General features: G+C 72.2%; 23 protein-coding genes. 14 read left to right on the plus strand and 9 right to left on the minus strand.

Features of this window, described 5'->3' with window-relative positions; translation table 11 throughout:
- Positions 1–147: 147 nt before the first annotated feature.
- Positions 148–1605 carry a metallopeptidase TldD-related protein gene (locus AB0C96_RS13380; RefSeq protein WP_362916778.1) on the minus strand — a complete coding sequence of 486 codons (1458 nt, stop codon included), beginning with the start codon at positions 1603–1605 and terminating at the stop codon, positions 148–150.
- Positions 1602–3182, minus strand: coding sequence for a TldD/PmbA family protein (locus tag AB0C96_RS13385; protein WP_362916780.1), 1581 nt, complete (start codon positions 3180–3182; stop codon positions 1602–1604). The genes AB0C96_RS13380 and AB0C96_RS13385 overlap by 4 nt, the downstream gene beginning before the upstream one ends.
- A 214-nt stretch (positions 3183–3396) precedes the next feature.
- On the opposite strand from AB0C96_RS13385, the gene fabG reads away from it, so the two are divergent.
- Positions 3397–4101: a 3-oxoacyl-[acyl-carrier-protein] reductase gene (gene fabG, locus AB0C96_RS13390; protein ID WP_362916781.1), complete on the plus strand. Its 705-nt coding sequence runs from the start codon at positions 3397–3399 to the stop codon at positions 4099–4101.
- A gap of 5 nt (positions 4102–4106) precedes the next feature.
- Positions 4107–4877 carry an enoyl-ACP reductase FabI gene (gene fabI / locus AB0C96_RS13395; RefSeq protein WP_362916783.1) on the plus strand — a complete coding sequence of 257 codons (771 nt, stop codon included), beginning with the start codon at positions 4107–4109 and terminating at the stop codon, positions 4875–4877.
- A gap of 78 nt (positions 4878–4955) precedes the next feature.
- Here fabI and AB0C96_RS13400 read toward each other — a convergent pair whose 3' ends face one another.
- Complete coding sequence (locus AB0C96_RS13400) at positions 4956–5639, minus strand: FCD domain-containing protein (protein WP_362916785.1); 684 nt, start codon at positions 5637–5639, stop codon at positions 4956–4958.
- 58 nt (positions 5640–5697) lie between these two features.
- Between AB0C96_RS13400 and AB0C96_RS13405 the strand changes: the two genes are divergently transcribed.
- From AB0C96_RS13405 to AB0C96_RS13420, 4 genes are all read left to right on the plus strand, one after another.
- Positions 5698–7005: an MFS transporter gene (locus tag AB0C96_RS13405; RefSeq protein ID WP_362916787.1), complete on the plus strand. Its 1308-nt coding sequence runs from the start codon at positions 5698–5700 to the stop codon at positions 7003–7005.
- Between the two features lie 16 nt (positions 7006–7021).
- Positions 7022–7138 (plus strand): SGM_5486 family transporter-associated protein, encoded by a 117-nt coding sequence (locus AB0C96_RS13410; protein WP_258017738.1) that lies wholly within the window; start codon positions 7022–7024, stop codon positions 7136–7138.
- A gap of 203 nt (positions 7139–7341) precedes the next feature.
- Positions 7342–7551 carry a hypothetical protein gene (locus AB0C96_RS13415; protein WP_362916789.1) on the plus strand — a complete coding sequence of 70 codons (210 nt, stop codon included), beginning with the start codon at positions 7342–7344 and terminating at the stop codon, positions 7549–7551.
- A gap of 108 nt (positions 7552–7659) precedes the next feature.
- Positions 7660–8178, plus strand: a complete 519-nt coding sequence (locus AB0C96_RS13420) for a histidine phosphatase family protein (protein ID WP_362916791.1) — start codon at positions 7660–7662, stop codon at positions 8176–8178.
- A 155-nt stretch (positions 8179–8333) separates the two neighbouring features.
- Here the strand turns inward: AB0C96_RS13420 and serB are convergent, their stop codons facing one another.
- Positions 8334–9581, minus strand: a complete 1248-nt coding sequence (serB, locus tag AB0C96_RS13425; RefSeq protein ID WP_362916793.1) for a phosphoserine phosphatase SerB — start codon at positions 9579–9581, stop codon at positions 8334–8336.
- A 450-nt stretch (positions 9582–10031) separates the two neighbouring features.
- Here serB and AB0C96_RS13430 point away from each other — a divergent pair, with 450 nt between their 5' ends.
- The gene (locus AB0C96_RS13430; RefSeq protein WP_362916795.1) at positions 10032–12566 is read left to right on the plus strand and encodes an FHA domain-containing protein; all 2535 of its coding nucleotides are present in this window, start codon (positions 10032–10034) and stop codon (positions 12564–12566) included.
- Positions 12567–12659: 93 nt separating this feature from the next.
- Here the strand turns inward: AB0C96_RS13430 and AB0C96_RS13435 are convergent, their stop codons facing one another.
- The 4 genes from AB0C96_RS13435 to AB0C96_RS13450 all read right to left on the minus strand — a co-directional run bounded on the left by AB0C96_RS13435 (position 12660) and on the right by AB0C96_RS13450 (position 16454).
- Entirely contained in the window at positions 12660–13421 is a 762-nt protein-coding gene (locus AB0C96_RS13435; RefSeq protein WP_362916797.1) for a transglycosylase SLT domain-containing protein, read from the minus strand.
- A gap of 315 nt (positions 13422–13736) precedes the next feature.
- Positions 13737–14438, minus strand: a complete 702-nt coding sequence (locus AB0C96_RS13440; protein WP_362916799.1) for a nitroreductase family protein — start codon at positions 14436–14438, stop codon at positions 13737–13739.
- A gap of 16 nt (positions 14439–14454) precedes the next feature.
- Positions 14455–15582, minus strand: a complete 1128-nt coding sequence (locus AB0C96_RS13445) for an S-adenosylmethionine:tRNA ribosyltransferase-isomerase (RefSeq protein ID WP_362916801.1) — start codon at positions 15580–15582, stop codon at positions 14455–14457.
- Entirely contained in the window at positions 15579–16454 is an 876-nt protein-coding gene (locus tag AB0C96_RS13450; protein ID WP_362916803.1) for an SDR family oxidoreductase, read from the minus strand. The genes AB0C96_RS13445 and AB0C96_RS13450 overlap by 4 nt, the downstream gene beginning before the upstream one ends.
- 197 nt (positions 16455–16651) lie before the next feature.
- On the opposite strand from AB0C96_RS13450, the gene AB0C96_RS13455 reads away from it, so the two are divergent.
- The 6 genes from AB0C96_RS13455 to AB0C96_RS13480 all read left to right on the plus strand — a co-directional run bounded on the left by AB0C96_RS13455 (position 16652) and on the right by AB0C96_RS13480 (position 19971).
- The gene (locus AB0C96_RS13455; protein WP_362916805.1) at positions 16652–17806 is read left to right on the plus strand and encodes a GAF domain-containing sensor histidine kinase; all 1155 of its coding nucleotides are present in this window, start codon (positions 16652–16654) and stop codon (positions 17804–17806) included.
- The gene (locus tag AB0C96_RS13460) at positions 17799–18446 is read left to right on the plus strand and encodes a response regulator transcription factor (RefSeq protein ID WP_362916807.1); all 648 of its coding nucleotides are present in this window, start codon (positions 17799–17801) and stop codon (positions 18444–18446) included. Before AB0C96_RS13455 ends, AB0C96_RS13460 begins: the two co-directional genes overlap by 8 nt.
- Before the next feature lie 243 nt (positions 18447–18689).
- Positions 18690–18932, plus strand: a complete 243-nt coding sequence (locus AB0C96_RS13465; protein WP_362916809.1) for a chaplin — start codon at positions 18690–18692, stop codon at positions 18930–18932.
- A 157-nt stretch (positions 18933–19089) separates the two neighbouring features.
- Positions 19090–19335, plus strand: a complete 246-nt coding sequence (locus tag AB0C96_RS13470; protein WP_362916811.1) for a chaplin — start codon at positions 19090–19092, stop codon at positions 19333–19335.
- 80 nt (positions 19336–19415) lie between these two features.
- Positions 19416–19661 (plus strand): chaplin, encoded by a 246-nt coding sequence (locus AB0C96_RS13475; protein WP_362916813.1) that lies wholly within the window; start codon positions 19416–19418, stop codon positions 19659–19661.
- Between the two features lie 64 nt (positions 19662–19725).
- On the plus strand, positions 19726–19971 hold the full coding sequence (locus AB0C96_RS13480) for a chaplin (RefSeq protein ID WP_362916815.1): 246 nt from the start codon (positions 19726–19728) through the stop codon (positions 19969–19971).
- Positions 19972–20087: 116 nt separating this feature from the next.
- Here AB0C96_RS13480 and AB0C96_RS13485 read toward each other — a convergent pair whose 3' ends face one another.
- Positions 20088–20900, minus strand: a complete 813-nt coding sequence (locus tag AB0C96_RS13485) for a hypothetical protein (RefSeq protein WP_362916817.1) — start codon at positions 20898–20900, stop codon at positions 20088–20090.
- A gap of 107 nt (positions 20901–21007) precedes the next feature.
- On the opposite strand from AB0C96_RS13485, the gene AB0C96_RS13490 reads away from it, so the two are divergent.
- Positions 21008–21799 (plus strand): ABC transporter ATP-binding protein, encoded by a 792-nt coding sequence (locus AB0C96_RS13490; RefSeq protein WP_362916819.1) that lies wholly within the window; start codon positions 21008–21010, stop codon positions 21797–21799.
- The last annotated feature ends 48 nt before the right edge of the window (positions 21800–21847 follow it).

Raw genomic sequence — 21847 nt, forward strand, 5'->3', positions numbered from 1 at the left:
ACGCGGGTTTGCGCGCGTGGGGTCCGTCACCGGGGCGGGAGCGGCCCGTCCGGCCCCTACACCCCCTACATCCCGCCGCACCCCTACATCCCGCCGCACCCCTACATCCCGCCGCACCCCCTGCTCCCGCCGCACCCCTACATCCCGCTACACCCCGCGGCTCACCGAGCTCATGTTGAAGTCCGGGATCCGCAGCGCCGGCATCGCCGCCCGGGTGAAGTAGTCGCTCCACTCCCGCGGCAGGGTCCGCTCGGTACGGCCCGCCTCCACGGCCCGGGACAGCAGGTCCACCGGCGACTCGTTGAACCGGAAGTTGTTGACCTCACCGACCACCTCGCCGTTCTCGACCAGGTAGACGCCGTCCCGGGTCAGCCCGGTCAGCAGCAGCGTCGCCGGGTCGACCTCGCGGATGTACCACAGACAGGTCAGCAGCAGCGTCGGCCCGTCGTGCCCGGCGGAGGACACCATCTCCTCCAGGGAGCGCGAACCACCGCCCTCCAGAAGGAGGTTGTCGATGGCGGGCGCCACCGGGAGGCCGGTCAGCCCGGCGGTGTGCCGGGTGGTCACCAGCCGGTTGAGCACGCCCTCGCGCACCCAGTCGGTCGCGGTCAGCGGCAGCCCGTTGTCGAAGACCGACGCATCGTCGCCGGAGGAGTGCGCCAGCACGAACGGTGCGCACTCCAGGCCGGGCGCCCCCGGGTCGCTGCGCAGCGTCAGCGGCAGCTCGCTGAGCCGTTCGCCCAGTCGGGTGCCCGCCCCGGGCCGGTCCGCCGCGGCCCCGTCGTTCTCGGCCGGCCGGGAGAAGACCGTACGGCCCTCCACCGCGTCCCGGGCCGCGGAGGACCACAGCTGGTAGATCAGCAGGTCGGCGACGGCGGTCGGCGGCAGCAGCGTCTCGTACCGCCCGGCGGGCAGCTCGACCCGCCGCTCGGCCCAGCCCAGCCGGCGGCCCAGCTCGACGTCGAGCTCGCGCGGATCGACGTCCGTGAAGTCGCGGGTGGCGCGTCCGGCCCAGGCCGAGCGGGGCACGCCCCCGTCGGCACCCGGGGACTTGGCGTTCAGCTCCAGCGTCCCGGTGGGCTGGTCGTGCCGCAGCCGCAGCCCGGTCGAGGTGCCCAGATACGACGAGACCACCTCGTGGTGGGCGAAGCCGTACAGCTCCCGGCCGCCGGCGCGGGCCTGCCGGAAGGACTCGCCGAGGGCCGGCGCGAACGCCGCGAAGACGTCCGGGGAGGTCTCGGCCGGCGCGTCGGTGAAGTCGGCGGACGCCTTCTCGCCGCCGACCAGCGGCTGGGCGTCCTCGGCGGGCCCGGCGTCCCGGGCGGCCGCCTCCGCGGCCCGCACCAGCGGCTCCAGGTCGTCCGCGGTCACCGCGGCGCGCGAGACCACGCCGGAGGCGGTGCCCTGCGCGCCGTCCACCGTCGCCACGACCGTCAGGGTGCGCCCGCGGGTCACGCCGTTGGTGGTGAGCGCGTTGCCCGCCCAGCGCAGGTTGGCGCTGGAGTGCTCGTCGGCGATGACCACGCAGCCGTCGGCACGGGAGAGCTCCAGGGCCCGCTCGACGATCTCGTGCGGCGCGGTGGTACGGGACGTCGGCGTGCTCATCGACCGGCCTCCTGCGTCGTGTTCAGAATGTTGACGTTCTCGAACAGGGCCGACGGGCAGCCGTGCGAGACCGCCGCGACCTGGCCCGGCTGGGCCTTGCCGCAGTTGAAGGCGCCGCCCAGGACGTAGGTCTGCGGCCCGCCGACCGCGCGCATCGAGCCCCAGAAGTCGGTGGTGGTCGCCTGGTACGCGACGTCGCGCACCTGCCCGGCCAGCCGCCCGTTCTCGATCCGGAAGAACCGCTGGCCGGTGAACTGGAAGTTGTACCGCTGCATGTCGATCGACCACGAGCGGTCGCCGACGACGTAGATGCCGCGCTCCACCCCGGAGATCAGCTCCTCGGTGGACGGGCCGTCCGGCGCCGGCTGTAGCGACACGTTCGCCATCCGCTGGACCGGCACATGGGCCGGTGAGTCCGCGAACGCGCACCCGTTGGAGCGGGCGAAGCCGGTCAGCCTGGCGATCCTGCGGTCGAGTTGGTAGCCGACCAGGGTCCCGTCCTTGATCAGGTCCCAGGACTGCGCGGCCACGCCCTCGTCGTCGTAGCCGATGGTGGCGAGGCCGTGCTCGGCGGTCCGGTCGCCGGTCACGTTCATGATCGGGGAGCCGTAGGTCAGCTTCCCGAGCTGGTCGAAGGTGGCGAACGAGGTCCCGGCGTACGCCGCCTCGTAGCCCAGCGCCCGGTCCAGCTCGGTCGCGTGGCCGATCGACTCGTGGATGGTCAGCCACAGGTTGGAGGGGTCCACCACCAGGTCGTACGCGCCGGCCTCGACGCTGGGCGCGCGCATCTTCTCGGCGAGGTGCGCAGGGATCCGCGCCAGCTCCTCGTCCCAGTCGTAGTGCGCGCCGGTCAGGTACTCCCAGCCTCGCCCCACCGGCGGGGCGAGGGTACGCATCGAGTCGAAGTCGCCGCTCGCCGGGTCCACCGCGACCGCGGTCAGCTGCGGGTACAGGCGGATGCGCTGCTGGGTGGTGCTGGTGCCCGCGGTGTCGGCGTAGAACTTGTTCTCCTGGACGGTCAGCAGCGAGGCGTCCGCATGGGCCACGCCGTCGGCGGCCAGCAGCCGTGCGCTCCACTCGGCGAGCAGCCCGGTCTTGTCGGCGTCCGGTACGTCGAAGGGGTTGATCTCGTACGAGGAGACCCAGGTGCGGTCCGGGTGCGCGGGCTCGTCCGCCAGCTCCACCCGCCCGCCCGTCGCCCGGCGCGGCCCTTCGCCCGCAGCGCCGCGCGCCGCGACGTCGACGCCGGCCGCCTGGACGACCTTCGCCGACAGCTTCGCCATCGCCACCGCCTGCGCGGCCACCCGCGCCGCCGCGTCCATCGTCAGGTCCACGCCGGAGGCGAAGCCCCAGGCCCCGCCGTGCACCACCCGCACCGCGTACCCGAGGTCGGTGGTGTCCGAGGTCCCGGCCGTACGGGCGTCCCGCAGTCGCCAGGACGCGCTGCGGTTCCGCTCCAGGCGGAAGTCCGCGTGGTCGGCGCCCAGCGCGCGGGCGCGGGCCAGCGCGGCATCGGCCAGCGCGCGCAGCGGCAACGCCAGGAACGTTTCGTCAAGGGCATGGGGTACAGCGGCCAAAGCGTCCTCCCGTAGTCGGCGCCTGCATCATGCCCTGTGGCGCGCCCATGGCCCAGAGCACGCCGGGCCGTGGCACGGCGCGTCGGCGTGGTTCTGTGGAGACCCGACAGTGACGGGCGCGCGCGCCTGTCCGTGCTCGATTCCACGGAAGGGCCCCGTGACCGATAGTTTCGTACCGAATGCAGGACGGACGGAAAACGGAAAGGGTGATCTCTTGAGCCGCTCGGTTCTGGTCACCGGAGGTAACCGCGGCATTGGTCTCGCCATCGCCCGTGCCTTCGCCGAGGCAGGCGACAAGGTCGCCATCACCTACCGCTCGGGCGAGCCGCCCGCGGGGTTCTTGGCCGTGAAGTGCGACATCACGGACAGCGAGCAGGTCGAGCAGGCGTACAAGGAGATCGAGGAGAAGCAGGGTCCGGTCGAGGTGCTGGTGGCGAACGCCGGCGTCACCCGTGACCAGCTGCTGATGCGGATGTCCGAGGAGGACTTCACCTCGGTCCTGGAGACCAACCTCACCGGCACCTTCCGGGTGGTCAAGCGCGCCAACCGCGCGATGCTGCGGGCCCGCAAGGGCCGCATCGTGCTGATCTCGTCGGTGGTCGGCCTGATGGGCGCCCCGGGGCAGGCGAACTACGCCGCCTCCAAGGCCGGTCTGGTGGGCTTCGCCCGCTCGCTCGCCCGCGAGCTGGGCAGCCGCAACATCACCGTCAACGTCGTCGCGCCGGGCTTCGTCGACACCGACATGACCCGGGTGCTCAGCGATGAGCAGCGCGAAAACATCGTCAAGCAGGTGCCGCTCGCGCGGTACGCGCAGCCCGAGGAGATCGCCTCCTCGGTCCGCTTCCTGGCCTCCGACGAGGCCGCGTACATCACCGGAGCCGTCATTCCCGTAGACGGCGGATTGGGCATGGGTCACTGATCAGCATGAGTGGAATCCTCGCAGGCAAGCGCATCCTGGTCACGGGTGTCCTGACCGAGTCGTCGATCGCGTTCCAGGCGGCCAAGGTGGCCCAGAACGAGGGCGCCGAGGTCATCCTCACCGGCTTCGGCCGGCTCTCCCTCGTCGAGCGGATCGCCAAGCGGCTGCCCAAGCCCGCCCCGGTCATCGAGCTGGACGTCACCAACCAGGAGCACCTGGACGGGCTGGCCGACAAGATCCGTGAGCACCAGGGCGAGGACGCCCGCCTCGACGGCATCGTGCACTCCATCGCCTTCGGCCCGCAGGGCGCCTTCAACTTCCTGGAGGCGACCTGGGAGGACGTGAGCACCGCGGTGCAGGTCTCGGCGTACTCCTACAAGGCGCTGGCCATGTCCTGCCTGCCGCTGATGGAGCACGGCGGCGCGATCGTCGGCCTCACCTTCGACGCGCAGATCGCCTGGCCCAAGTACGACTGGATGGGCGTGGCCAAGGCGGCGCTGGAGGGCACCAACCGCTACCTGGCGCGCGACCTGGGCCCCAAGGGCATCCGCTGCAACCTGGTCTCGGCCGGCCCGATCAAGTCGATGGCCGCCAAGTCCATCCCCGGCTTCGAGGAGCTGGCGGACGTGTGGAACCACCGCGCCCCGATCGGCTGGGACCTGGCCGACCCGGAGCCGGCCGGCCGCGGTGTCGTCGGCATGCTCTCCGACTTCTTCCCGCGCACGACCGGTGAGATCGTGCACGTCGACGGCGGCGTGCACATGATGGGCGCCTGACGCCCGGAGCTCTCCCGTACTGCCCGTCCCGGTCTCCGGGGCGGGCAGTACGTGTGTCCGGGGGCGGTGCGGCGCGGATCAGCCGCGCTCGGCGGGGCCGGGCCGGCAGCCGAAGGGGTGCGCGCTCGCCTCGGCGGCGGCCCGGTCGGCGTCACCGGCGCGGATCGCCTCCACCAGCCGGGCGTGGTCCATGTGCGCCTCGGGCCGCAGCTCCTCGCCGACGTCGGCCCGCAGGAAGTCGCGCAGCACCCCGCCGAGGTCGGCGTAGAGCTCGGCCAGCACCTCGTTGTGCGAGGCCGACACGATCGCCATGTGCAGGGCGGCATCGGCCTGTACGAAGTCCTCGGCCACACGGGACTCCCAGGCCGCCTCGCGCCGCTCCAGCAGCGCGTCGAGCTGCCGCATGTCCTGGGCGGTCCGGCGGCGGGCGGCGAGCCGGGCGGCGGCCGCCTCCAGGGCGCTGCGCAGCTCGGCGACGTGTCCGGGCTCGGCGGCCGCGAACCGGCGGTTCATCACCCCGGCCAGCTCGCTGGTCGCCACCACGTACGTGCCCGAACCCTGCCGGATGTCCAGCAGCCCGTTGTGCGCCAGCGCACGGACCGCCTCGCGGACGGTGTTGCGGGCCACCCCGAGCTGCTCGACCAGCTCCGGCTCGGTCGGGATGCGGGATCCCACCGGCCACTCACCGGAGGTGATCTGGGCGCGCAGCTGCGCGATCACCTGGTCGGCCAGCGCGGACCGGCGGGGCGAGGTCAGAGGCATGGCAGGGCTCCGCAATCGACTGGACAGGCATTCATCCCATGATTCTATGATGGCGCACATGGCAGACGACGACCTCGCGACCCTCGGCCCCGTGACCGAGCCCCCTACGACCTCCGGCGCACCGACGGCACCCGACCGGGAGCGGCCGGCCGCCGACTTGGACCGCGGGCCGGCCGGCCGCTGGCTGCCGCGGATCGTGATGGTCGGTCTCGTCCTGGCGGCGCTCAACCTCCGCCCGGCCATCACCAGCCTCGGCGCGCTCCTGGAGGAGGTCCGCGACGGGCTCGGCATGAGCGGCACCCTCGCCGGGCTGCTGACCTCCGTGCCACCGCTGTGCTTCGCGGTCTTCGGCGTCGCGGCACCCCGGCTCGCCCGGCGCAGGGGGCCGGGAGTGGTGGTCTGCGCGGGCATGGTCGCGATCGCCGTGGGCGTCGCGGTGCGGCCGTACGCCGGCGGAACCGCCGGATTCCTGGTCACCAGCGCGCTCGCCCTGGCCGGGATCGCGGTCAGCAACGTGCTGATGCCGGTCGTGATCAAGAGCTGGTTCCCCGACCGGGTCGGCCCGATGACCGGGCTGTACTCGATGGCGCTGGCCCTGGGCACCTCGCTGGCCGCGGCGCTCACCGTGCCCATGACCCAGGCGATGGGCGGCAGTTGGCGCACCGGCCTGGCGGTCTGGGCGGCGCTCGCCGCGGTCGCCGTACTGCCCTGGCTCGCGGTGGTGCGGGGGCGCGCGGCCGCCCCGGGGTCGGCAGCCGGCGACGCCGCGCGCCCCGCGCCGGCCCCCGTACGGATCGCCTCGTCGTCCACCGCCTGGGCGCTGGCCGTCTTCTTCGGTCTCCAGGCGACCGCCGCGTACATCACCATGGGCTGGATGCCGCAGATCTTCCGCGACGCCGGGGTCTCGGCCGGCACCGCGGGCGTGCTGCTCGCCGTCACCATGGCGATGGGCGTCCCGCTCTCCTTCGTGCTGCCGCGGCTGGCGTCCCGGATGCGGCATCAGGGTCCGCTCGCGGCGCTGCTGGGCCTGTGCGGTCTGGCCGGCTACGCCGGGCTCTCGCTGGCACCGGCCGCCGGCGCCTGGGTCTGGGCGCTGCTGATGGGCGTGTCCAACTGTGCCTTCCCGCTGGCCCTCACCATGATCGGAATGCGCTCCACCAGCTCCGCCGGGGTCGTCAAGCTGTCCGCCTTCGTGCAGAGCGTCGGCTATCTGATCTCCATCCCCGGGCCGCTGCTGGTCGGCGCGCTCTACCAGCACAGCGGCGGCTGGGGGCTGCCGATCGCCCTGATGGCGGGGCTGATGGTGCCGCAGATCGCGGTGGGCGTGCTGGCCGGGCGGGACCGCCGGATCGAGGACGAGACCTGAGTGCGACACTGGGCGCATGCCAGTGCTCGAACCGAATCCCCAGGGCAGCCAGAAGAAGCTGCTCCTCGTGCTGGGCCTGATGCTCGGCGTGACCGTCGTCGTCGCGATCGTGGCGAGTATCGCCGCCCCATGACCGGGCGGCGGCCCGGGACCCCGCGGGGGAGGGGTGGGGGCATCACCGTCCCCTAGGGGGCCGGTATCAGGGGTGAGTGGGTGGCTTCCCGGGTGGGAACGGCCGCCGGTGATCCGTAGCGTCGACGTATACCGCGGATACGCGGTGGCGCGCCGCGGGCCGCGGTCGCGCGGTCCGTCGATTGCGCCACGGAGGCGATCCGCATGTCCGCCGCGTTCAGCCGATCACCGACAGTCAGGGCCCGGGGACTGCGCGCCCGGCTGCCGTGGTGGGCGCCGGCCCTGCCGGTGGTCTCCTTCATAGCCCTGCTGGCGCTGGTGGCGAGCGCCGCCCCGGTGAGCGCGGCGGAGGCCCCGCGGGGCCTGGCGGCGCTGCTGGAGATCCTCGCCCGGATCGTCCGGATCGGTGCCTGAAGGGTGTTTGAAGGGCGGCTGAGGGGCGCCCGCGTGCGCTGTCACCCTGCCGGGGGAGCGCCTCAACACCCCGCGCCACGAGCCGTCTTTCGTGCGAAGCTGGGACGCATGAGCGCCGATACACCCCGCCGGATTGTCCTCCTCCGCCATGCCAAGGCCGAATGGACGGAGACCAGCGATCATGAACGTCCGCTCGCCGAGCGTGGCCGCAAGGATGCCCCCGTCGCCGGCCGCCGGCTGGCCGGGGCCGGGATCATCCCCGATCTGACCCTGTGCTCGACATCCGCCCGCACCCGGGAGACCTGGAAGCTCGCCGTCCACGAGCTCCCCCAGCGGCCCAGGACCGTCTACGACGAGCGGATCTACGAAGCCTCCCTCGGTGAGCTCATCGCGCTGCTGAACGAGACCTCGGACGAGGTGGCCGATCTGATGCTGGTCGGCCACAACCCCGGTGTGCACGCCCTCGCCGACGCGCTCTCGGGCGAGGCCGACGGCGATCTGCTGCCGCGGATGAACCGCAGCGGCTTCCCGACCGCGGCGCTGGCGGTGCTCACCTTCAACGGTTCCTGGAAGTCCGTCGAGCACGGCGTCGGACGGCTGGTCGCGTACTGGACGCCGCAGGACTGAGCCGGGCACCCGCCGCCGGGCAGCACGGCGAGCCCGGTCGGCCGCGGACCGTGATGCGGAAGGGCCCCGGCACACCGCCGGGGCCCTTCCACATCGTCGTCATGGTCGCGTTGCGGGTGTCCCGCGCCCGTCCCGGTGACCCGGGCGGGCCCGCTTCACCCGGCGTGGGTGTCCGCCGCCTCGACCTCTTCCCGGGTGACGCCCAGCAGATACAGGACGGTGTCCAGGAACGGCACGTTCACCGCGGTGTGCGCCGCCTCCCGGACCACCGGCTTGGCGTTGAAGGCCACCCCGAGACCGGCCGTGTTGAGCATGTCGAGGTCGTTGGCCCCGTCGCCGATCGCCACGGTCTGGTCGAGCGGCACCCCGGCCTCGTGCGCGAACTCCCGCAGCAGCCGGGCCTTGCCCGCCCGGTCCACGATGCCGCCGGTGACCCTGCCGGTGAGCTTGCCGTCGACGATCTCCAGGGTGTTGGCGCTGGCGAAGTCCAGCCCCAGCTCCTCCTGGAGCGCATCGGTGACCTGCGTGAAACCGCCCGATACGACGCCGACTTGATAGCCGAGCCGCTTGAGGGTCCGCACCAGGGTGCGGGCCCCCGGCGTGAGCCGCACCTCCTTGCGCACGGCCTCCACCACCGACGCGTCCAGCCCGGCGAGCAGCTCGACCCGGGCGTGCAGCGACTGCTCGAAGTCCAGCTCCCCGCGCATCGCGGCGGCGGTCACCTCGGCCACCTCGGCCTCGCAGCCGGCGTGCGCCGCGAACAGCTCGATGACCTCGTCCTGGATCAGCGTGGAGTCCACGTCCATCACGACCAGCCGCTGGGCCCGGCGCTGAAGCCCGGCGGCCACCACGGCGACGTCCACCCCCAGCTGTGCGGCCTCCAGGGCCAGCGCGGTGCGCAGCGCCTCGGTGGCCGCGCCGGAGACCGCGAATTCCACAGCGGTCACCGGATACTTGGCGAGCCGGAAAATACGGTCGATATTGCCGCCGGTGGCCGTTATGGCGGCGGCGATGGCGGCGGTGGACTCCGCGGTGAGCGGATGCCCCAGAACGGTGACGTGCGAACGTCCCACGCCGCGCGGACGGTTGTCGCCCCGGCCGGAGATGATCTCCGCCTGGAGGTTCAGCGACTCGGCCCAGCTGTGCACGGTGGCCCGCAGGTCGCCCTCGGTGGAGCCGACGGTGCCGAGGGTGGGGGCGGGGGCGGTGACCAGCGCGCACAGTGTGATGCGCCCCCGGGTCACCACCTGCTCGATGTCCACGACATCGACGGAGTAGGCGGCCAGGGTGTCGAAGAGACCGGCGGTGATGCCGGGCCGGTCCTTCCCGAAGATCTTCACGAGGAGGGTCGGTACGTCATCGCCCGGTACGGCGGTGGCAGGCGGGATCTGCGATGCGCTCATGGTGCCCTTACGGTAACCGCCGGGCCGCCGCGTCCGTACGCGCGTCCGGGGTTCGGACCCCGGCGGCGCCGGGCCGCCGGGCCGGTACCCCGACGCCCCGGGCGCCCCGGCGATCGTTACGGAGTCGTGTCCGGTCCGCTCGGGCCGCCGGCCCGAGCGGCTCCCGGAACGCCAACGCCCGTGCCGGCGCGGCGCGTTCGGGACACATCCGGACCGATGGCGCACCCCGGCCGGTCGACGATCCGCGAGGTCCGTCGACAGCTATCGGGAATGTGTCTGTTCCATCCCATCATGATGCCTCTTGGGGGGACTCGCATTGCGTCCCGTGGGAGCCGTCTGCACCCCAGTACCGTCCCGGTTTCCGGTCCGCGGGCCGAGCCTGAAATAGTTCCTCACGATGTTCGCCATCCCTAGACTTCCCATACAGGGCGTCACTCGGGGGACTATGTAATGGGGCATGGAGTGCCTGAACTCGTACTCGAATTGAACGGAAGGACCTGGACGCTCGATCCGTCCCGGTCCTACAACGTGGGCCGTGATCCGCAGGGCGACATGGTGCTCGACGACGCCAGGGTCTCCTGGCGCCACGCCACCGTGCGATGGTCCTCACGCAGCTGGATCATCGAAGACCAGGGCAGTACCAACGGCACGTACGTCCAGGGCCAGCGGATCCACCAGATGGAGATCGGCCCCGGCTCGACCGTGCATCTGGGCAACGCCACCGACGGTCCCCGGATCACCCTGTCCGCCCCGGCGCCGGCCGCCGACGCCTTCAGCGCGCAGTCCGCGGGGGCGCCGCAGCACCAGGCGGCACAGGGCTGGCAGGCGCCCCCCGCGCAGCAGCCGCCCGCCCAGCAGGGCTGGCAGGCGCCGCCGCAGGGGCAGCAGCCGCCGTACGTCCCGCCCCAGCAGGCCGCCCAGCAGCCCGTACCCCCGCAAGCGGCACAGCCGCCCCAGGAGCGCGCGGCGCAGCGCCCGACCGGCGACCGCCCGACCACGTTCCACCGCCTCGACACGGGCCGGGTGATGCGCATCGGTCGTGCGCTGGAGAACGAGCTGGTCGTCTCCGACCTCCAGGTCTCCCGCCACCACGCCGAGTTCCGGGCCACCCCTGACGGCCGCTTCGAGATCCGCGACCTGGGCAGCCACAACGGCACCTACGTCAACGGTCAGCCGGTCGCCAAGTCCGGCACGGCGCCGATCGGCCCGAACGACATCATCGGCGTCGGCCACTCCACCTTCCGGCTGGTCGGCGACCGGCTGGAGGAGTTCGTCGACACCGGCGACGTCTCCTTCTCCGCCCGCCACCTCACGGTCACCGTCGACGGCGGCAAGCAGATCCTCAAGGACGTCTCCTTCGGCGTCCCGGAGAAGTCGCTGATCGCGGTCATCGGCCCGTCCGGTTCCGGCAAGTCGACCCTGCTCAAGGCGCTGACCGGCTACCGCCCCGCCGACCAGGGCGACGTCCTCTACGACAACCGGAACCTCTACAAGCAGTTCGCCGAGCTGCGCCAGCGCATCGGCCTGGTCCCGCAGGACGACATCCTGCACAAGGAGCTGACCGTCCAGAAGGCCCTCCGGTACGCCGCCAAGCTCCGCTTCCCCGGTGACACCGCGGAGGCCGAGCGCGAGGCCCGGATCGACGAGGTGCTGCACGAGCTCAAGCTCCATGTGCACAAGGAGAAGAAGGTCACCTCGCTCTCCGGCGGCCAGCGCAAGCGCGTCTCGGTGGCCCTGGAGCTGCTCACCAAGCCGTCGCTGATCTTCCTGGACGAGCCGACCTCCGGCCTCGACCCGGGCATGGACCGCGACGTCATGCAGCTGCTGCGCGGCCTCGCCGACGACGGCCGCACGGTCCTGGTCGTCACCCACTCGGTGGCCGAACTGGGCATCTGCGACAAGCTGCTGGTGATGGCCCCGGGCGGTGGCGTGGCCTACTTCGGCCCGCCCGAGGAGGCGCTCAACTTCTTCCAGTACGACACCTGGGCGGACGTCTTCTCGGCCTTCGAGAACTACCGCGACTACGACTGGATGGGCCGCTGGCGCGGCTCCCCGCACTACCAGATGTACGCGGCCGACATCGACGCGGTGGCCCCGCAGTCGGTGGCGATCCAGCCGCCGCCGGCCCGGATGCAGAAGTCCCAGAGCTGGGGCTCGCAGCTGTGGACGCTGATGCGGCGCTACGTCTCGGTGCTCGCCTCCGACCGGGGCTTCCTGGGCCTGATGCTGATCCTGCCGGCGGTGCTCGGCGTGGTCTCGATGCTGATCCCCAGCGACTACGGCCTCGGGTACGGACCGCTCAACCGGCACCGCACCAACCGCGACGCCAGCACGATCATGCTGATCCTCGCGGTCGGCATGTGCTTCTCCGGGGCGGCCAACTCGGTCCGTGAGCTGATCAAGGAGCGGGTCATCTACGAGCGCGAACGGGCCACCGGCCTGTCGCGGTCGGCGTACCTGATGTCCAAGGTGATCGTGCTCGGCGTGGTCACGGCCATTCAGGGCGTGATCATCGCGGCGATCGGCTTCTCGACCCGCAACATGCCCACTGAGGGCCTGGTGATCCCCAAGGCGCCGGCCATCGAGATGGCCCTGGCGATCATCGCGCTGGGCTTCACCTCGATGATGTTCGGCCTGATCATCTCCTCGCTGGTCAAGACCGCCGAGAAGACCATGCCGCTGCTGGTCATGTTCGCCATCGTCCAGGTCGTCTTCACCGGCGTGCTCTTCCAGCTCTTCGACACCCCCGGCGTCGCCCAGTTCGCCTGGCTGATGCCGTCGCGCTGGGCCGTCGCCGCCATGGGTGCGACCGCCGACATGAACACCCTGCTGCCGTGGGAGCTGGGCAACCCCGACCCGCTGTGGAAGCACCAGACCGGCGTCTACGTGATGGACATGATCATCCTGATCACGCTCGGCGTGGGGCTCGCCTTCGCCGTCGCGCGGCTGCTGCGCCGCCACGAGCCGGAGGTCATGCGCAAGTAGCGCGCTCCGCACCGACGCCCGAGGGGCGGCACCCGATCGTGGGTGCCGCCCCTCGGCGGTGTGTGCGCAACGCGGACCGGGTGAACCGGCGGCTCAGTAGGCCGAGTTGACGTTGTCCATCGAGCCGTACTTGGCGGCCGCGTAGTTGCAGGCCGCGGTGATGTTGGCGACCGGGTCGTAGATGTCCCAGGAGGTGCCGTTCACGTGGTACGACTTGAAGGTCGGGTCGATCACCTGGAGCAGGCCCTTGGAGGGGATCCCGTTCTTGGCGTTGATGTCCCAGAGGTTGATCGCCTTCGGGTTACCGCTCGACTCCCGGATGATGTTCCGGTAGATGCCGTTGTACGAGCCGGGGATGCCCTTCTTGGCCATGACGTCCAGCGACTCGCGGATCCAGCCGTCGAGGTTGTTCGGGTAGGTCTTGACGGCCGGCTTCGGAGCGGCGGCGGGGATCGCGGTGCGGACGGCGGACCGGCTGGCGGCCTGCTTCGCCTTGTGCGCCTTCTCGGCCCTGGCCTTCGCTTCGGCCTTCGCCTTCTGCGCGGCGGCCTTCTGCGCGGCGGCCTTCTTGGCGGCGGCCCTCTTGGCGGCGGCCTCGGCCCGGCCCTTGGCGGCGGAGTCGGCCGCCTGCTTGGCGATGGTGGCCTGCTGGGTCTTCGCTGCGGTGTCGACCACGGCGAAGGCGACCGGCTTCACGTCCTTCACGTTCTCGACGGCGACGGCCTCGGGCTTGCCGTGGCCGGCGTTCGCGCCCGGAACAGAGGAGAAGACCAGAGCGGCGGCACCGGCGGCGACGATGCCGGCGGCCGAGAGCTTGTGGGTCCGGGTGAGGCGGGAAAACGCGTGCTTGGGCATGGCGGGACAGACCTTCCACTGGGGGACGTCGCACGGGCCCTGAGCGGTGGCGAACGCCGAGTTCCGAACCACGGCGCCGAGCGACGGGAGCCATTCTTAGCGGCCGGAAATTCCCCCGGCAAAGGTGTGACGTACGATCCGAGTTAGTGGAACCATGGCCGGGAATATTGCGTCCCATACCGTAATTTCGCAGCTCACACTGTATTTACCTGGCCACTAACCCGGGTCGTAAGTGATATGCGTCCTATTAGCGGCGTCACACCGTGGAAGGGTTTATCTCGCCAGACGTAATTGCGAATGCACAGTCTGTGGAGGTCAGACCTCGACCATGACCTGGTCAAGGGACTTTCGGACCAAATCGGGCACTTCGCACTCCGGGGCGGGGTATCCGACCGGAAGCACCGCGAACGCCTTCTCGTTGGCGGGCCGTCCCAGCACCTCCTGGAGGAACCGCATCGGACTGGGCGTGTGCACCAGCGCCGCCAACCCCGACAGGTGCAGCGCGGTCAGCAGCATGCCGACCGCGATCCCCACGGACTCGTCCACGTAGTAGTGCTTGCGCTTGCTGCCGTCCTCGCCCAGCCAGTGCCGCTGCTGGAAGACCACGATCAGCTGCGGCGCGTCGGTCAGATGCGGCTTGACCTCGTCGGTGCCCAGCGGCCGCAGCGCCGCCAGCCACTCCTCGCCCAGCCGGCCCTGGTAGGAGACCCGTTCCTCCGCCTCCGCCGCCGCCCTGATCCGGTGGCGCACCCCGGGGTCCTTGACCAGGACGAACGTCCACGGCTGCTGATGCGCCCCGGACGGCGCGGTGGCCGCGCAGGCGATCGCGTCCCTGACCACCTGCTCCGGCACCGGGTCGGCGGCGAACTGGCGGACCGTGCGACGCCGACCCATCCGCTCCCGCAGCTCGGCTGCGCGGGCCAGCGACTCCGCCGCGGTCATCCGCTCGGGTCGGTACGGCACCGGCCGGTAGGGCTCGCCGTGGGTCGGCTTCCAGCTCCTCGTTGATGGCGACATGCGCCGAGTGTGGGACTCAGTCCGGCAGCAGCAGGTGCAGGTCGCCGAATTCGTGCCACAGGTAGCGCCGCTCCACCGCGGCCGCGTACGCGCGCCGCAGCGCCTCCCCGTCGGCCGTCGCCGACGCCACCGCCTCCAGCATCAGCAGGTGCGAGGCGGTGGGCTCGTGCAGCCCGGTGAGCAGGCCGTCCACCGCCCGCACCCCGCGCTCGGGCGTCACCACCAGGTCCGTCCAGCCGGCCGCGGCCCGCACCCGACCGTCCGGCCCGGCCGCCGACTCCAGCGCCCGCACGGCGGTCGTCCCCACCGCCACGACCCGCCCGCCGGGGCCGCCCCGTGCCGCCCTGCGGCCCGCCCGTACGGCGTTGACCAGCCACGCCGTCGCCGGCGGCACCACGAACCGCTCCGGATAGGGCGGCTCGAACGCCTCCGCCGACGCCACCCCCGTGTGCAGCGAGATCGGCGCGAACTGCACCCCCGTCGCGGCCAGCCGCGCCACCAGCTCCGCGGTGAACGGTCGGGCCGCGCTCGGCATCTCCGCGCTCCCGTCGCCGGGGGAGTCCACCGCGAACACGGTCTGATAGGCGGCCAGCGGCTGGTCGTGGTCGGTGTAGCCGTACCGGATCGGCCGGCCGTGGCGCCGCATCAGCTCGATGGCCGGTGCGCCCGCGAGCCGCGCCCACCACAGCCGGGTGCCCGCCGGGTCCACCGGGGCCTGAAGCGCCAGCCGCGCCCCGCCCGGCAGCCGGACCACCGTGCCGGCCGGGCCGCCGGCCCGCGGCCGGGTGCTGCCCCGGCCGTCGGGGCAGCGCAGCTCCACCGCCCAGTGATCGGCCACCGCCCGGCCCGCCGGGTGCCGGCGGTCCGCCCGGGTGGAGAAGTGCACCACCACCGGCTCGCCGCGCCCCCGGCCGTCGCCGATGCGGCCGTCCACCGCCGCCGGCAGCGTCCGTGAGGTGTTCACCACCAGGACGTCGCCGGCCGTCAGCAGCTCCGGCAGCTCCCCGAAGGCGTGGTGGGCCGGCTCGGCCCCGCCCCGGCTCACCATGAGCCGTACGGCGTCCCGCCCCAGGCCGGGCCCCCGCTGCTCGGCCGGCACCCGGGCGGAGAGCTCCCCGGGAACCTGGAGCGCCTCGGTGATCATCGGGAGCCCACCGTGCCGGAGCCGGCCCGCAGCCCGGCCGCGGTGTACCGCCCGCTGGGCGCCGCCTCGTCCAGCAGCCGCAACAGCGCCGGGACCACCGTCGCGGGCGCCGGCCGCCCGGAGACGTCGTCGTCCGGGACGGCGGCGGCATACAGGTCGGTCCGCATATCGCCCGGATCCACCCACCACACCCGAAGTCCCGGCTCCTCCTCCGCCAGCACCGCCGACTGCTGTTCCAGCGCCGCCTTGGACGCCCCGTAGCCGCCCCAGGTCGGATAGGCCTCGACGGCCGCGTCGGAACTGATCGTGAGGATCGCCCCCGCTACCCCGGAATAAGTGGATGAAACGGACAATTTGGCGTTTTGGGTATTTCCGGAGTAAGGGTGTGGATCGTACGTCTCGCCTTTGCCGGCATCCCCTCCGCGAGGGGCGTCCCCTATATAAGGGGCGTCCGCTCCATACGAGGAGAGATAGGAGAAATTACGCGAACCGCGCAAGAGCGGCATAGCCTCCTTGATCATCCCCAGCGGCGCCACCGCATTCACCTCCAGCGCCCTCCGGAACCCCTCCAGCGGAAGCTCCGCCAGCCGCACCAGCGGCTCCGCGCCCAGTGCGCTGGCGTTGTTCACCAGCAGATCGAGCCCGCCCAACTCCCCGGCCGCGGCCACCAGCGCCGCCCGGTGCCCGCCGTCCGTCACGTCCCCGGGCAGCGCCACCACCCGCGCTCCCACGCTCCGCAGCCCGCGCGCCGCCTCCTCCAGCGGGCCCGCCGACCTGGCATCCACCACCAGGTCCCAGCCCCGTACGGCCAGCGCCTCGGCGAGCGCCCGGCCCAGCCCCTTCGATGCCCCCGTGATGATCGCCACTGGCATGATCGCGTCCCCTCGTCCGGCTCCCGCCCGGGCCGGAGCGCCCCGGGCCCTCGCCCTCACCGTAGGAACGCCGCCGGCACCCGGGCGTCGGCCGGTGGACCTGCCGTGACCAGGGCATTCGGCCTAGGCCGCGGGTCGTAGACGGCAGGCGTCGCCGGACCGATACGGGCAGGTCACCCCGCCGGTACGGTGAAGCCATGACCAACGGACCGGGAGCCGGGATCCCCGCGGTGAGCACCGCGATCCTGGCGATGAGCAGGCATCTGGAGGTGCGCGACGTCCTCAAGACGATCGTGGCCTCGGCCCGCGAACTGCTGGACGCCGAGTACGCCGCCCTGGGGGTGCCCGACGACCACGGCGGCTTCGCCCAGTTCGTCGTCGACGGCGTCAGCGCCGAGCAGTGGAAGGCCATCGGCCCGCTGCCCCGGCAGCACGGCATCCTCGCCGCGATGCTCCACAACGCCACCCCCGAGCGGCTCGCCGACGTCCGCGCGGACCCCCGCTTCGGTGGCTGGCCCGCCGCCCACCCGGACATGTCCGACTTCCTCGGCCTGCCGGTCGCCGACGGCGACGAGATCCTCGGCGCCCTCTTCCTGGCCAACAAGCGCTGCCCCAAGCCCTCCTCCGACGGGAACGGCTGCGGCTTCACCGCGGACGACGAGCGCCTGCTCGGCATACTCGCGCAGCACGCCGCCATCGCCCTCACCAACGCCCGCCTCTACGAGCGCAGCCGCGAGCTGACCATCGCCGGCGAGCGCGCCCGGCTCGCCCACGAACTGCACGACGCGGTCGCCCAGAAGCTCTTCTCGCTCCGCCTCACCGCCCAGGCCGCCACCGCCCTGGTCGACCGCGACCCGGCCCGCGCCAAGGACGAGCTCCACCAGGTCGCCGCGCTCGCCGCGGAGGCCGCCGAGGAACTGCGCGCCGCCGTCGTCGAGCTGCGCCCCGCCGCCCTGGACGAGGACGGCCTGGTCGCCACCCTGCGCTCCCAGGTCCAGGTCCTGGACCGCGCCCACTCCGCCTCCGTCACCTTCGCCGCCCACGGCGTACGGGCGCTGCCCGCCGCCCAGGAGGAGGCCATGCTCCGGGTCGCACAGGAGGCACTGCACAACGCCCTGCGGCACTCGGACGCCGCGCGCGTCGAGGTCACGCTGTCCCGCAACGGCCAGGGTGCGGTGCTGCGGATCGCCGACGACGGCCGCGGCTTCGACCCGGGTGCGGTCCGCCGCGCGGGCCGTCACCTGGGTCTGGTGTCGATGCACGACCGTGCCGGCGGCGTCGGTGGGAAGCTCACCGTGGAGTCGGAGCCCGGCAAGGGCACCGCTGTCGAGATGGAGGTGCCCGGTGGCTGACACCGGCTCGATCCGCGTACTCCTCGTCGACGATCACCAGGTCGTCCGTCGAGGTCTGCGCACGTTCCTGGAGGTCCAGGACGACATCCAGGTGGTGGGGGAGGCCTCGGACGGAGCCGAGGGCATCGCCGCCGCCGAGCAACTGCGCCCGGACGTCGTCCTGATGGACGTGAAGATGCCCGGCATGGACGGCATCGAGGCGCTCCGCAAGCTGCGTGAACTCGACAACCCCGCAAGGGTCTTGGTGGTCACCAGCTTCACCGAACAGCGCACCGTCGTCCCGGCGCTGCGCGCGGGCGCGGCCGGCTACGTCTACAAGGACATCGACCCCGATGCGCTGGCCGCCGCCATCCGCTCGGTACACGCCGGCCACGTCCTGCTACAGCCCGAGGTGGCCGGGGCGTTGCTCTCCCAGGACGAGGCCAACGGCGGCCAGGGGCGCGGCACTTCCCTCACCGAGCGGGAGAGCGAGGTGCTCGGCCTGATCGCGGACGGCCGCTCCAACCGTGAGATCGCCCGGGCCCTGGTGCTGTCCGAGAAGACCGTCAAGACCCATGTCTCCAACATCCTGATGAAGCTCGACCTGGCCGACCGCACCCAGGCCGCGCTGTGGGCCGTACGGCACGGAATCAGCGCCTGACCAGGGCCCGACCGGCCTCTGACCAGCGCCTGACCGGGCCGTTTTGGCGTCGCGGAGCCGTGCGCCGCGGACGTCGGACGGTCCTCCCGTACGACAATGCGTCAAGCCGAACGTCGACTTCCGATCAGAGATTCATACTGTCGTGTAGCCATAGCCCGTTTGGCGTATCCCTCCTCGGGCCGGGCCGTTGTCCAGTGCAGTCGTGGCGGCTGGTCACGGCAACGGCAATGAGGAGCTAGAGAAGTGAAGAACATCAAGCGCGCAGCGGCCATCACGATGGTGGCGAGCGGTCTCGCCCTCGCGGGAGCCGGCGTCGCTTCGGCCCACACCCCGCAGGCCGGCGGCCAGGCCGTGAACTCCCCGGGCATCGTCTCCGGTAACAACACCCAGGTGCCGGTGCACACCCCCGTGAACCTCTGTGGCGACAGCATCACCATCGCGGGCCTGCTCAGCCCCAACTTCGGTCAGCGCTGCGTCAACAACTGACGCGGTGCCGCCGCGCGATCCACCCGGTCCCCGCTCCGTCAGGGCCGGGCGGATCGCGCCGGACCGACCCCGTCGCCCCCTGGACGAGCGGCCGGTCCTCCTCCGCACCACCACCGTCATCCGTGGCCCCGTGCCACCACGTGAGGAACTCTTCCCCATGAACACCGCCAAGAAGGCCGCCCTCGTTCTCTCCGTCACCGGTCTCGCCCTCGGCGCGGCCGCCGGTTCGGCGTTCGCCCACGGTGGCGCACAGGCCGGCGGCGAGGCCAAGAACTCCCCGGGCGTCGTCTCCGGCAACCTCGTTCAGGCGCCGGTGCACGTCCCCGTGAACGCCTGCGGCAACTCCGTCTCCGTCGTCGGGGTGCTCAACCCGACGTTCGGCAACGTCTGCGAGAACGACTGACCGGCACCCACGCAGGTCCCGCCCACCCGGCCGCGCGCGTCATCGCGGCTCCGTTCGCCACCACGTAAGGAACTCACCTCATGAACACCGTCAAGAAGGCCGCCTTCGTTCTCTCCGTCACCGGTCTCGCCCTCGGCGCGGCCGCCGGTGCCGCGTTCGCCACCGATGGTGCGCAGGCCGGCGGTCAGGCCGTGTGCTCCCCGGGCATCGCCTCCGGCAACAACACCCAGGCGCCCGTGCACATCCCGGTGAACATCACCGGCAACAGCGTCGACGCCGTGAGCCTCCTCAGCCCCAATTTCGCCAATTCCAGCATCAACAACTGAGGCGCCGGCCGGTCCTCTCGTCATGCGTGGCCCCGTGCCACCGCGTAAGGAACTCACTCACACCATGAACACCGCCAAGAAGGCCGCGCTCGTCGTCGCTGCCACCGGCTTCGTCCTCGCCGCGGCCGCCGGTTCGGCGTCCGCCCACGGCGGCGCGCAGGCCGACGGCAAGGCCACCCACTCGCCGGGCATCGGCTCGGGCAACCTCGCCCAGGTTCCCGTCCACGTCCCGGTGAACGCCACCGGCAACAGCGCCAATGTCATCGGCGCGCTCAACCCCACCTTCGACAACAGCAGCTCGAACCACTGAGGTTGTCCGAGCGGGGGTGAACAGCTCGCCCTGCCCAGAGCTGTTCGGCCCATCTCGGCAACGGCCCCGTCGGCGACCACACAATGGTCCGGCGGGGCCCGCCCCGTTTCACCCGCTCACCCCCGGTGCCGTTCCCGCTCCTCCGCCGCGGAGTTGTACGCGGCCACCTGCGCCCGCCGCGCCGTACGCTCCACCGGGCGCAGCGCCTCCGCGCGAGCCGCGATCTCCGACGAGCTCACCGCCCCGCCGTGCTCCCCGTCACCGCCCGCGGCGCGTGCGATGTCGATCAGCGCGGCGACCCGCTGTGCCAGCTCCAGCACCCGCACCGCCCGCGGCGGGTATCCGGGAGCCAGTATCTGCCGCCCGGCCTCCGCGCGGGCCCGGTACGCCGCCAGCGCGGCCTCCGCCACCGGACCGGCTCCGGCCACGTCCAGCTTCGAGAGCACCTCGGTCGCCTCCCGCAGCGCCTCCGCCAGCTCCCGCTCCGCCTCACCCAGCGACGGCACATCGGCCGGCGGCGCCTCCCGCACCGGCAGACAGCGCCAGACCACCTCCACATGCACGTCCGGCGCGGCACCCCCCTCGGGCCCGGCCTCGTACGTCTCCGGAACCAGCCCCAGCCCGGCGCCCGCCGCGAGCACCGCCTCCCCGGCCGCCAGCGCCCGGGCATTGAATTCCGGCGGTCCGCACAGCCCCAGCGGATGCCCCGGCACCGGCAGCGCCACCCGCAGGCCGATCGCCCCCAGCGCCCGCAGCCGCCCCAGCGCGAGCGTCAGCCCGACCGGCGCGTCCTCCCCGGGCAGGCCCTCCACGCGGTGCACCGCGTCGTCGTCCGCGATGCGGTGCGCGGCTTCATCAGGTGAGACAAGTCCGGCCAATAGGGCATTTCCCCATGCCGCCAGCAGACCCGAGCGAGGTTCATTGAGCATGGTCCCCAGCCTAGGGAACGGCACTGACAACGAGTGGCGTAGGTTTGCAGGGGGCTGCGCCTACAGGTGTACGCGACGACCGAGATGCAATGGGAGACAACGCGCTCATGAGCGATGTGCTGGAGCTGGTGGACGTATCCGTGGTCCGCGAAGGACGGGCTCTGGTGGACCAGGTCTCCTGGTCGGTCAAGGAAGGGGAGCGCTGGGTGATCCTTGGCCCCAACGGCGCCGGCAAGACCACCCTGCTGAACCTCGCCTCCAGCTACCTCTTCCCCACCAAGGGCGCCGCCTCGATCCTCGGTGAGCAGCTCGGCAAGGTCGACGTCTTCGACCTCCGCCCGCGCATCGGCATCGCCGGCATCGCGCTCGCCGACAAGCTGCCGCGCAGCCAGACCGTCCTCCAGACCGTGCTCACCGCCGCGTACGGCATGACCGCGCACTGGCAGGAGGACTACGAGGACGTCGACGAGCAGCGTGCCCGCGCCTTCCTCGACCGCCTCGGCATGAACGACTACCTCGACCGGAAGTTCGGCACCCTCTCCGAGGGCGAGCGCAAGCGCACCCTGATCGCCCGCGCGATGATGACCGACCCCGAGCTGCTCCTGCTGGACGAGCCGGCCGCCGGCCTCGACCTCGGTGGCCGCGAGGACCTGGTCCGCCGCCTCGGCCGGCTGGCCCGCGACCCGTACGCGCCCTCGATGCTCATGGTCACCCACCACGTCGAGGAGATCGCCCCCGGCTTCACCCACGTCCTGATGATCCGTCAGGGCAAGGTGCTGGCCGCCGGCCCGATCGACCTGGAACTGACCTCCAGCAACCTCTCGCACTGCTTCGGCCTCCCGCTGATCGTGGAGCAGGTGGGCGACCGCTGGACCGCGCAGGGCCTGCCGCTGACCTGACGCCCGCCGGCCCGGCGCCCCCTGGACGTGCCGCGGCGCGCCCCGCGC

The organism is Streptomyces sp. NPDC048506 (genome assembly GCF_040651315.1).
GTDB lineage: Bacteria > Actinomycetota > Actinomycetes > Streptomycetales > Streptomycetaceae > Streptomyces.

What these genes read in the sequence shown, in the direction of transcription:
- AB0C96_RS13450 (WP_362916803.1), bottom strand. Translation starts at nt 16,454, where the DNA reads ATGCCAGTGGCGATCATCACGGGGGCATCGAAGGGGCTGGGCCGGGCG.
- AB0C96_RS13475 (WP_362916813.1), top strand. Translation starts at nt 19,416, where the DNA reads ATGAACACCGTCAAGAAGGCCGCCTTCGTTCTCTCCGTCACCGGTCTC.
- AB0C96_RS13410 (WP_258017738.1), top strand. Translation starts at nt 7,022, where the DNA reads ATGCCAGTGCTCGAACCGAATCCCCAGGGCAGCCAGAAGAAGCTGCTC.
- AB0C96_RS13445 (WP_362916801.1), bottom strand. Translation starts at nt 15,582, where the DNA reads ATGATCACCGAGGCGCTCCAGGTTCCCGGGGAGCTCTCCGCCCGGGTG.
- AB0C96_RS13430 (WP_362916795.1), top strand. Translation starts at nt 10,032, where the DNA reads ATGGGGCATGGAGTGCCTGAACTCGTACTCGAATTGAACGGAAGGACC.
- fabI (WP_362916783.1), top strand. Translation starts at nt 4,107, where the DNA reads ATGAGTGGAATCCTCGCAGGCAAGCGCATCCTGGTCACGGGTGTCCTG.
- AB0C96_RS13490 (WP_362916819.1), top strand. Translation starts at nt 21,008, where the DNA reads ATGAGCGATGTGCTGGAGCTGGTGGACGTATCCGTGGTCCGCGAAGGA.
- AB0C96_RS13400 (WP_362916785.1), bottom strand. Translation starts at nt 5,639, where the DNA reads ATGCCTCTGACCTCGCCCCGCCGGTCCGCGCTGGCCGACCAGGTGATC.
- AB0C96_RS13455 (WP_362916805.1), top strand. Translation starts at nt 16,652, where the DNA reads ATGACCAACGGACCGGGAGCCGGGATCCCCGCGGTGAGCACCGCGATC.
- AB0C96_RS13485 (WP_362916817.1), bottom strand. Translation starts at nt 20,900, where the DNA reads ATGCTCAATGAACCTCGCTCGGGTCTGCTGGCGGCATGGGGAAATGCC.
- AB0C96_RS13405 (WP_362916787.1), top strand. Translation starts at nt 5,698, where the DNA reads ATGGCAGACGACGACCTCGCGACCCTCGGCCCCGTGACCGAGCCCCCT.
- serB (WP_362916793.1), bottom strand. Translation starts at nt 9,581, where the DNA reads ATGAGCGCATCGCAGATCCCGCCTGCCACCGCCGTACCGGGCGATGAC.
- AB0C96_RS13435 (WP_362916797.1), bottom strand. Translation starts at nt 13,421, where the DNA reads ATGCCCAAGCACGCGTTTTCCCGCCTCACCCGGACCCACAAGCTCTCG.
- AB0C96_RS13420 (WP_362916791.1), top strand. Translation starts at nt 7,660, where the DNA reads ATGAGCGCCGATACACCCCGCCGGATTGTCCTCCTCCGCCATGCCAAG.
- AB0C96_RS13380 (WP_362916778.1), bottom strand. Translation starts at nt 1,605, where the DNA reads ATGAGCACGCCGACGTCCCGTACCACCGCGCCGCACGAGATCGTCGAG.
- AB0C96_RS13480 (WP_362916815.1), top strand. Translation starts at nt 19,726, where the DNA reads ATGAACACCGCCAAGAAGGCCGCGCTCGTCGTCGCTGCCACCGGCTTC.
- AB0C96_RS13470 (WP_362916811.1), top strand. Translation starts at nt 19,090, where the DNA reads ATGAACACCGCCAAGAAGGCCGCCCTCGTTCTCTCCGTCACCGGTCTC.
- AB0C96_RS13440 (WP_362916799.1), bottom strand. Translation starts at nt 14,438, where the DNA reads ATGTCGCCATCAACGAGGAGCTGGAAGCCGACCCACGGCGAGCCCTAC.
- AB0C96_RS13415 (WP_362916789.1), top strand. Translation starts at nt 7,342, where the DNA reads ATGTCCGCCGCGTTCAGCCGATCACCGACAGTCAGGGCCCGGGGACTG.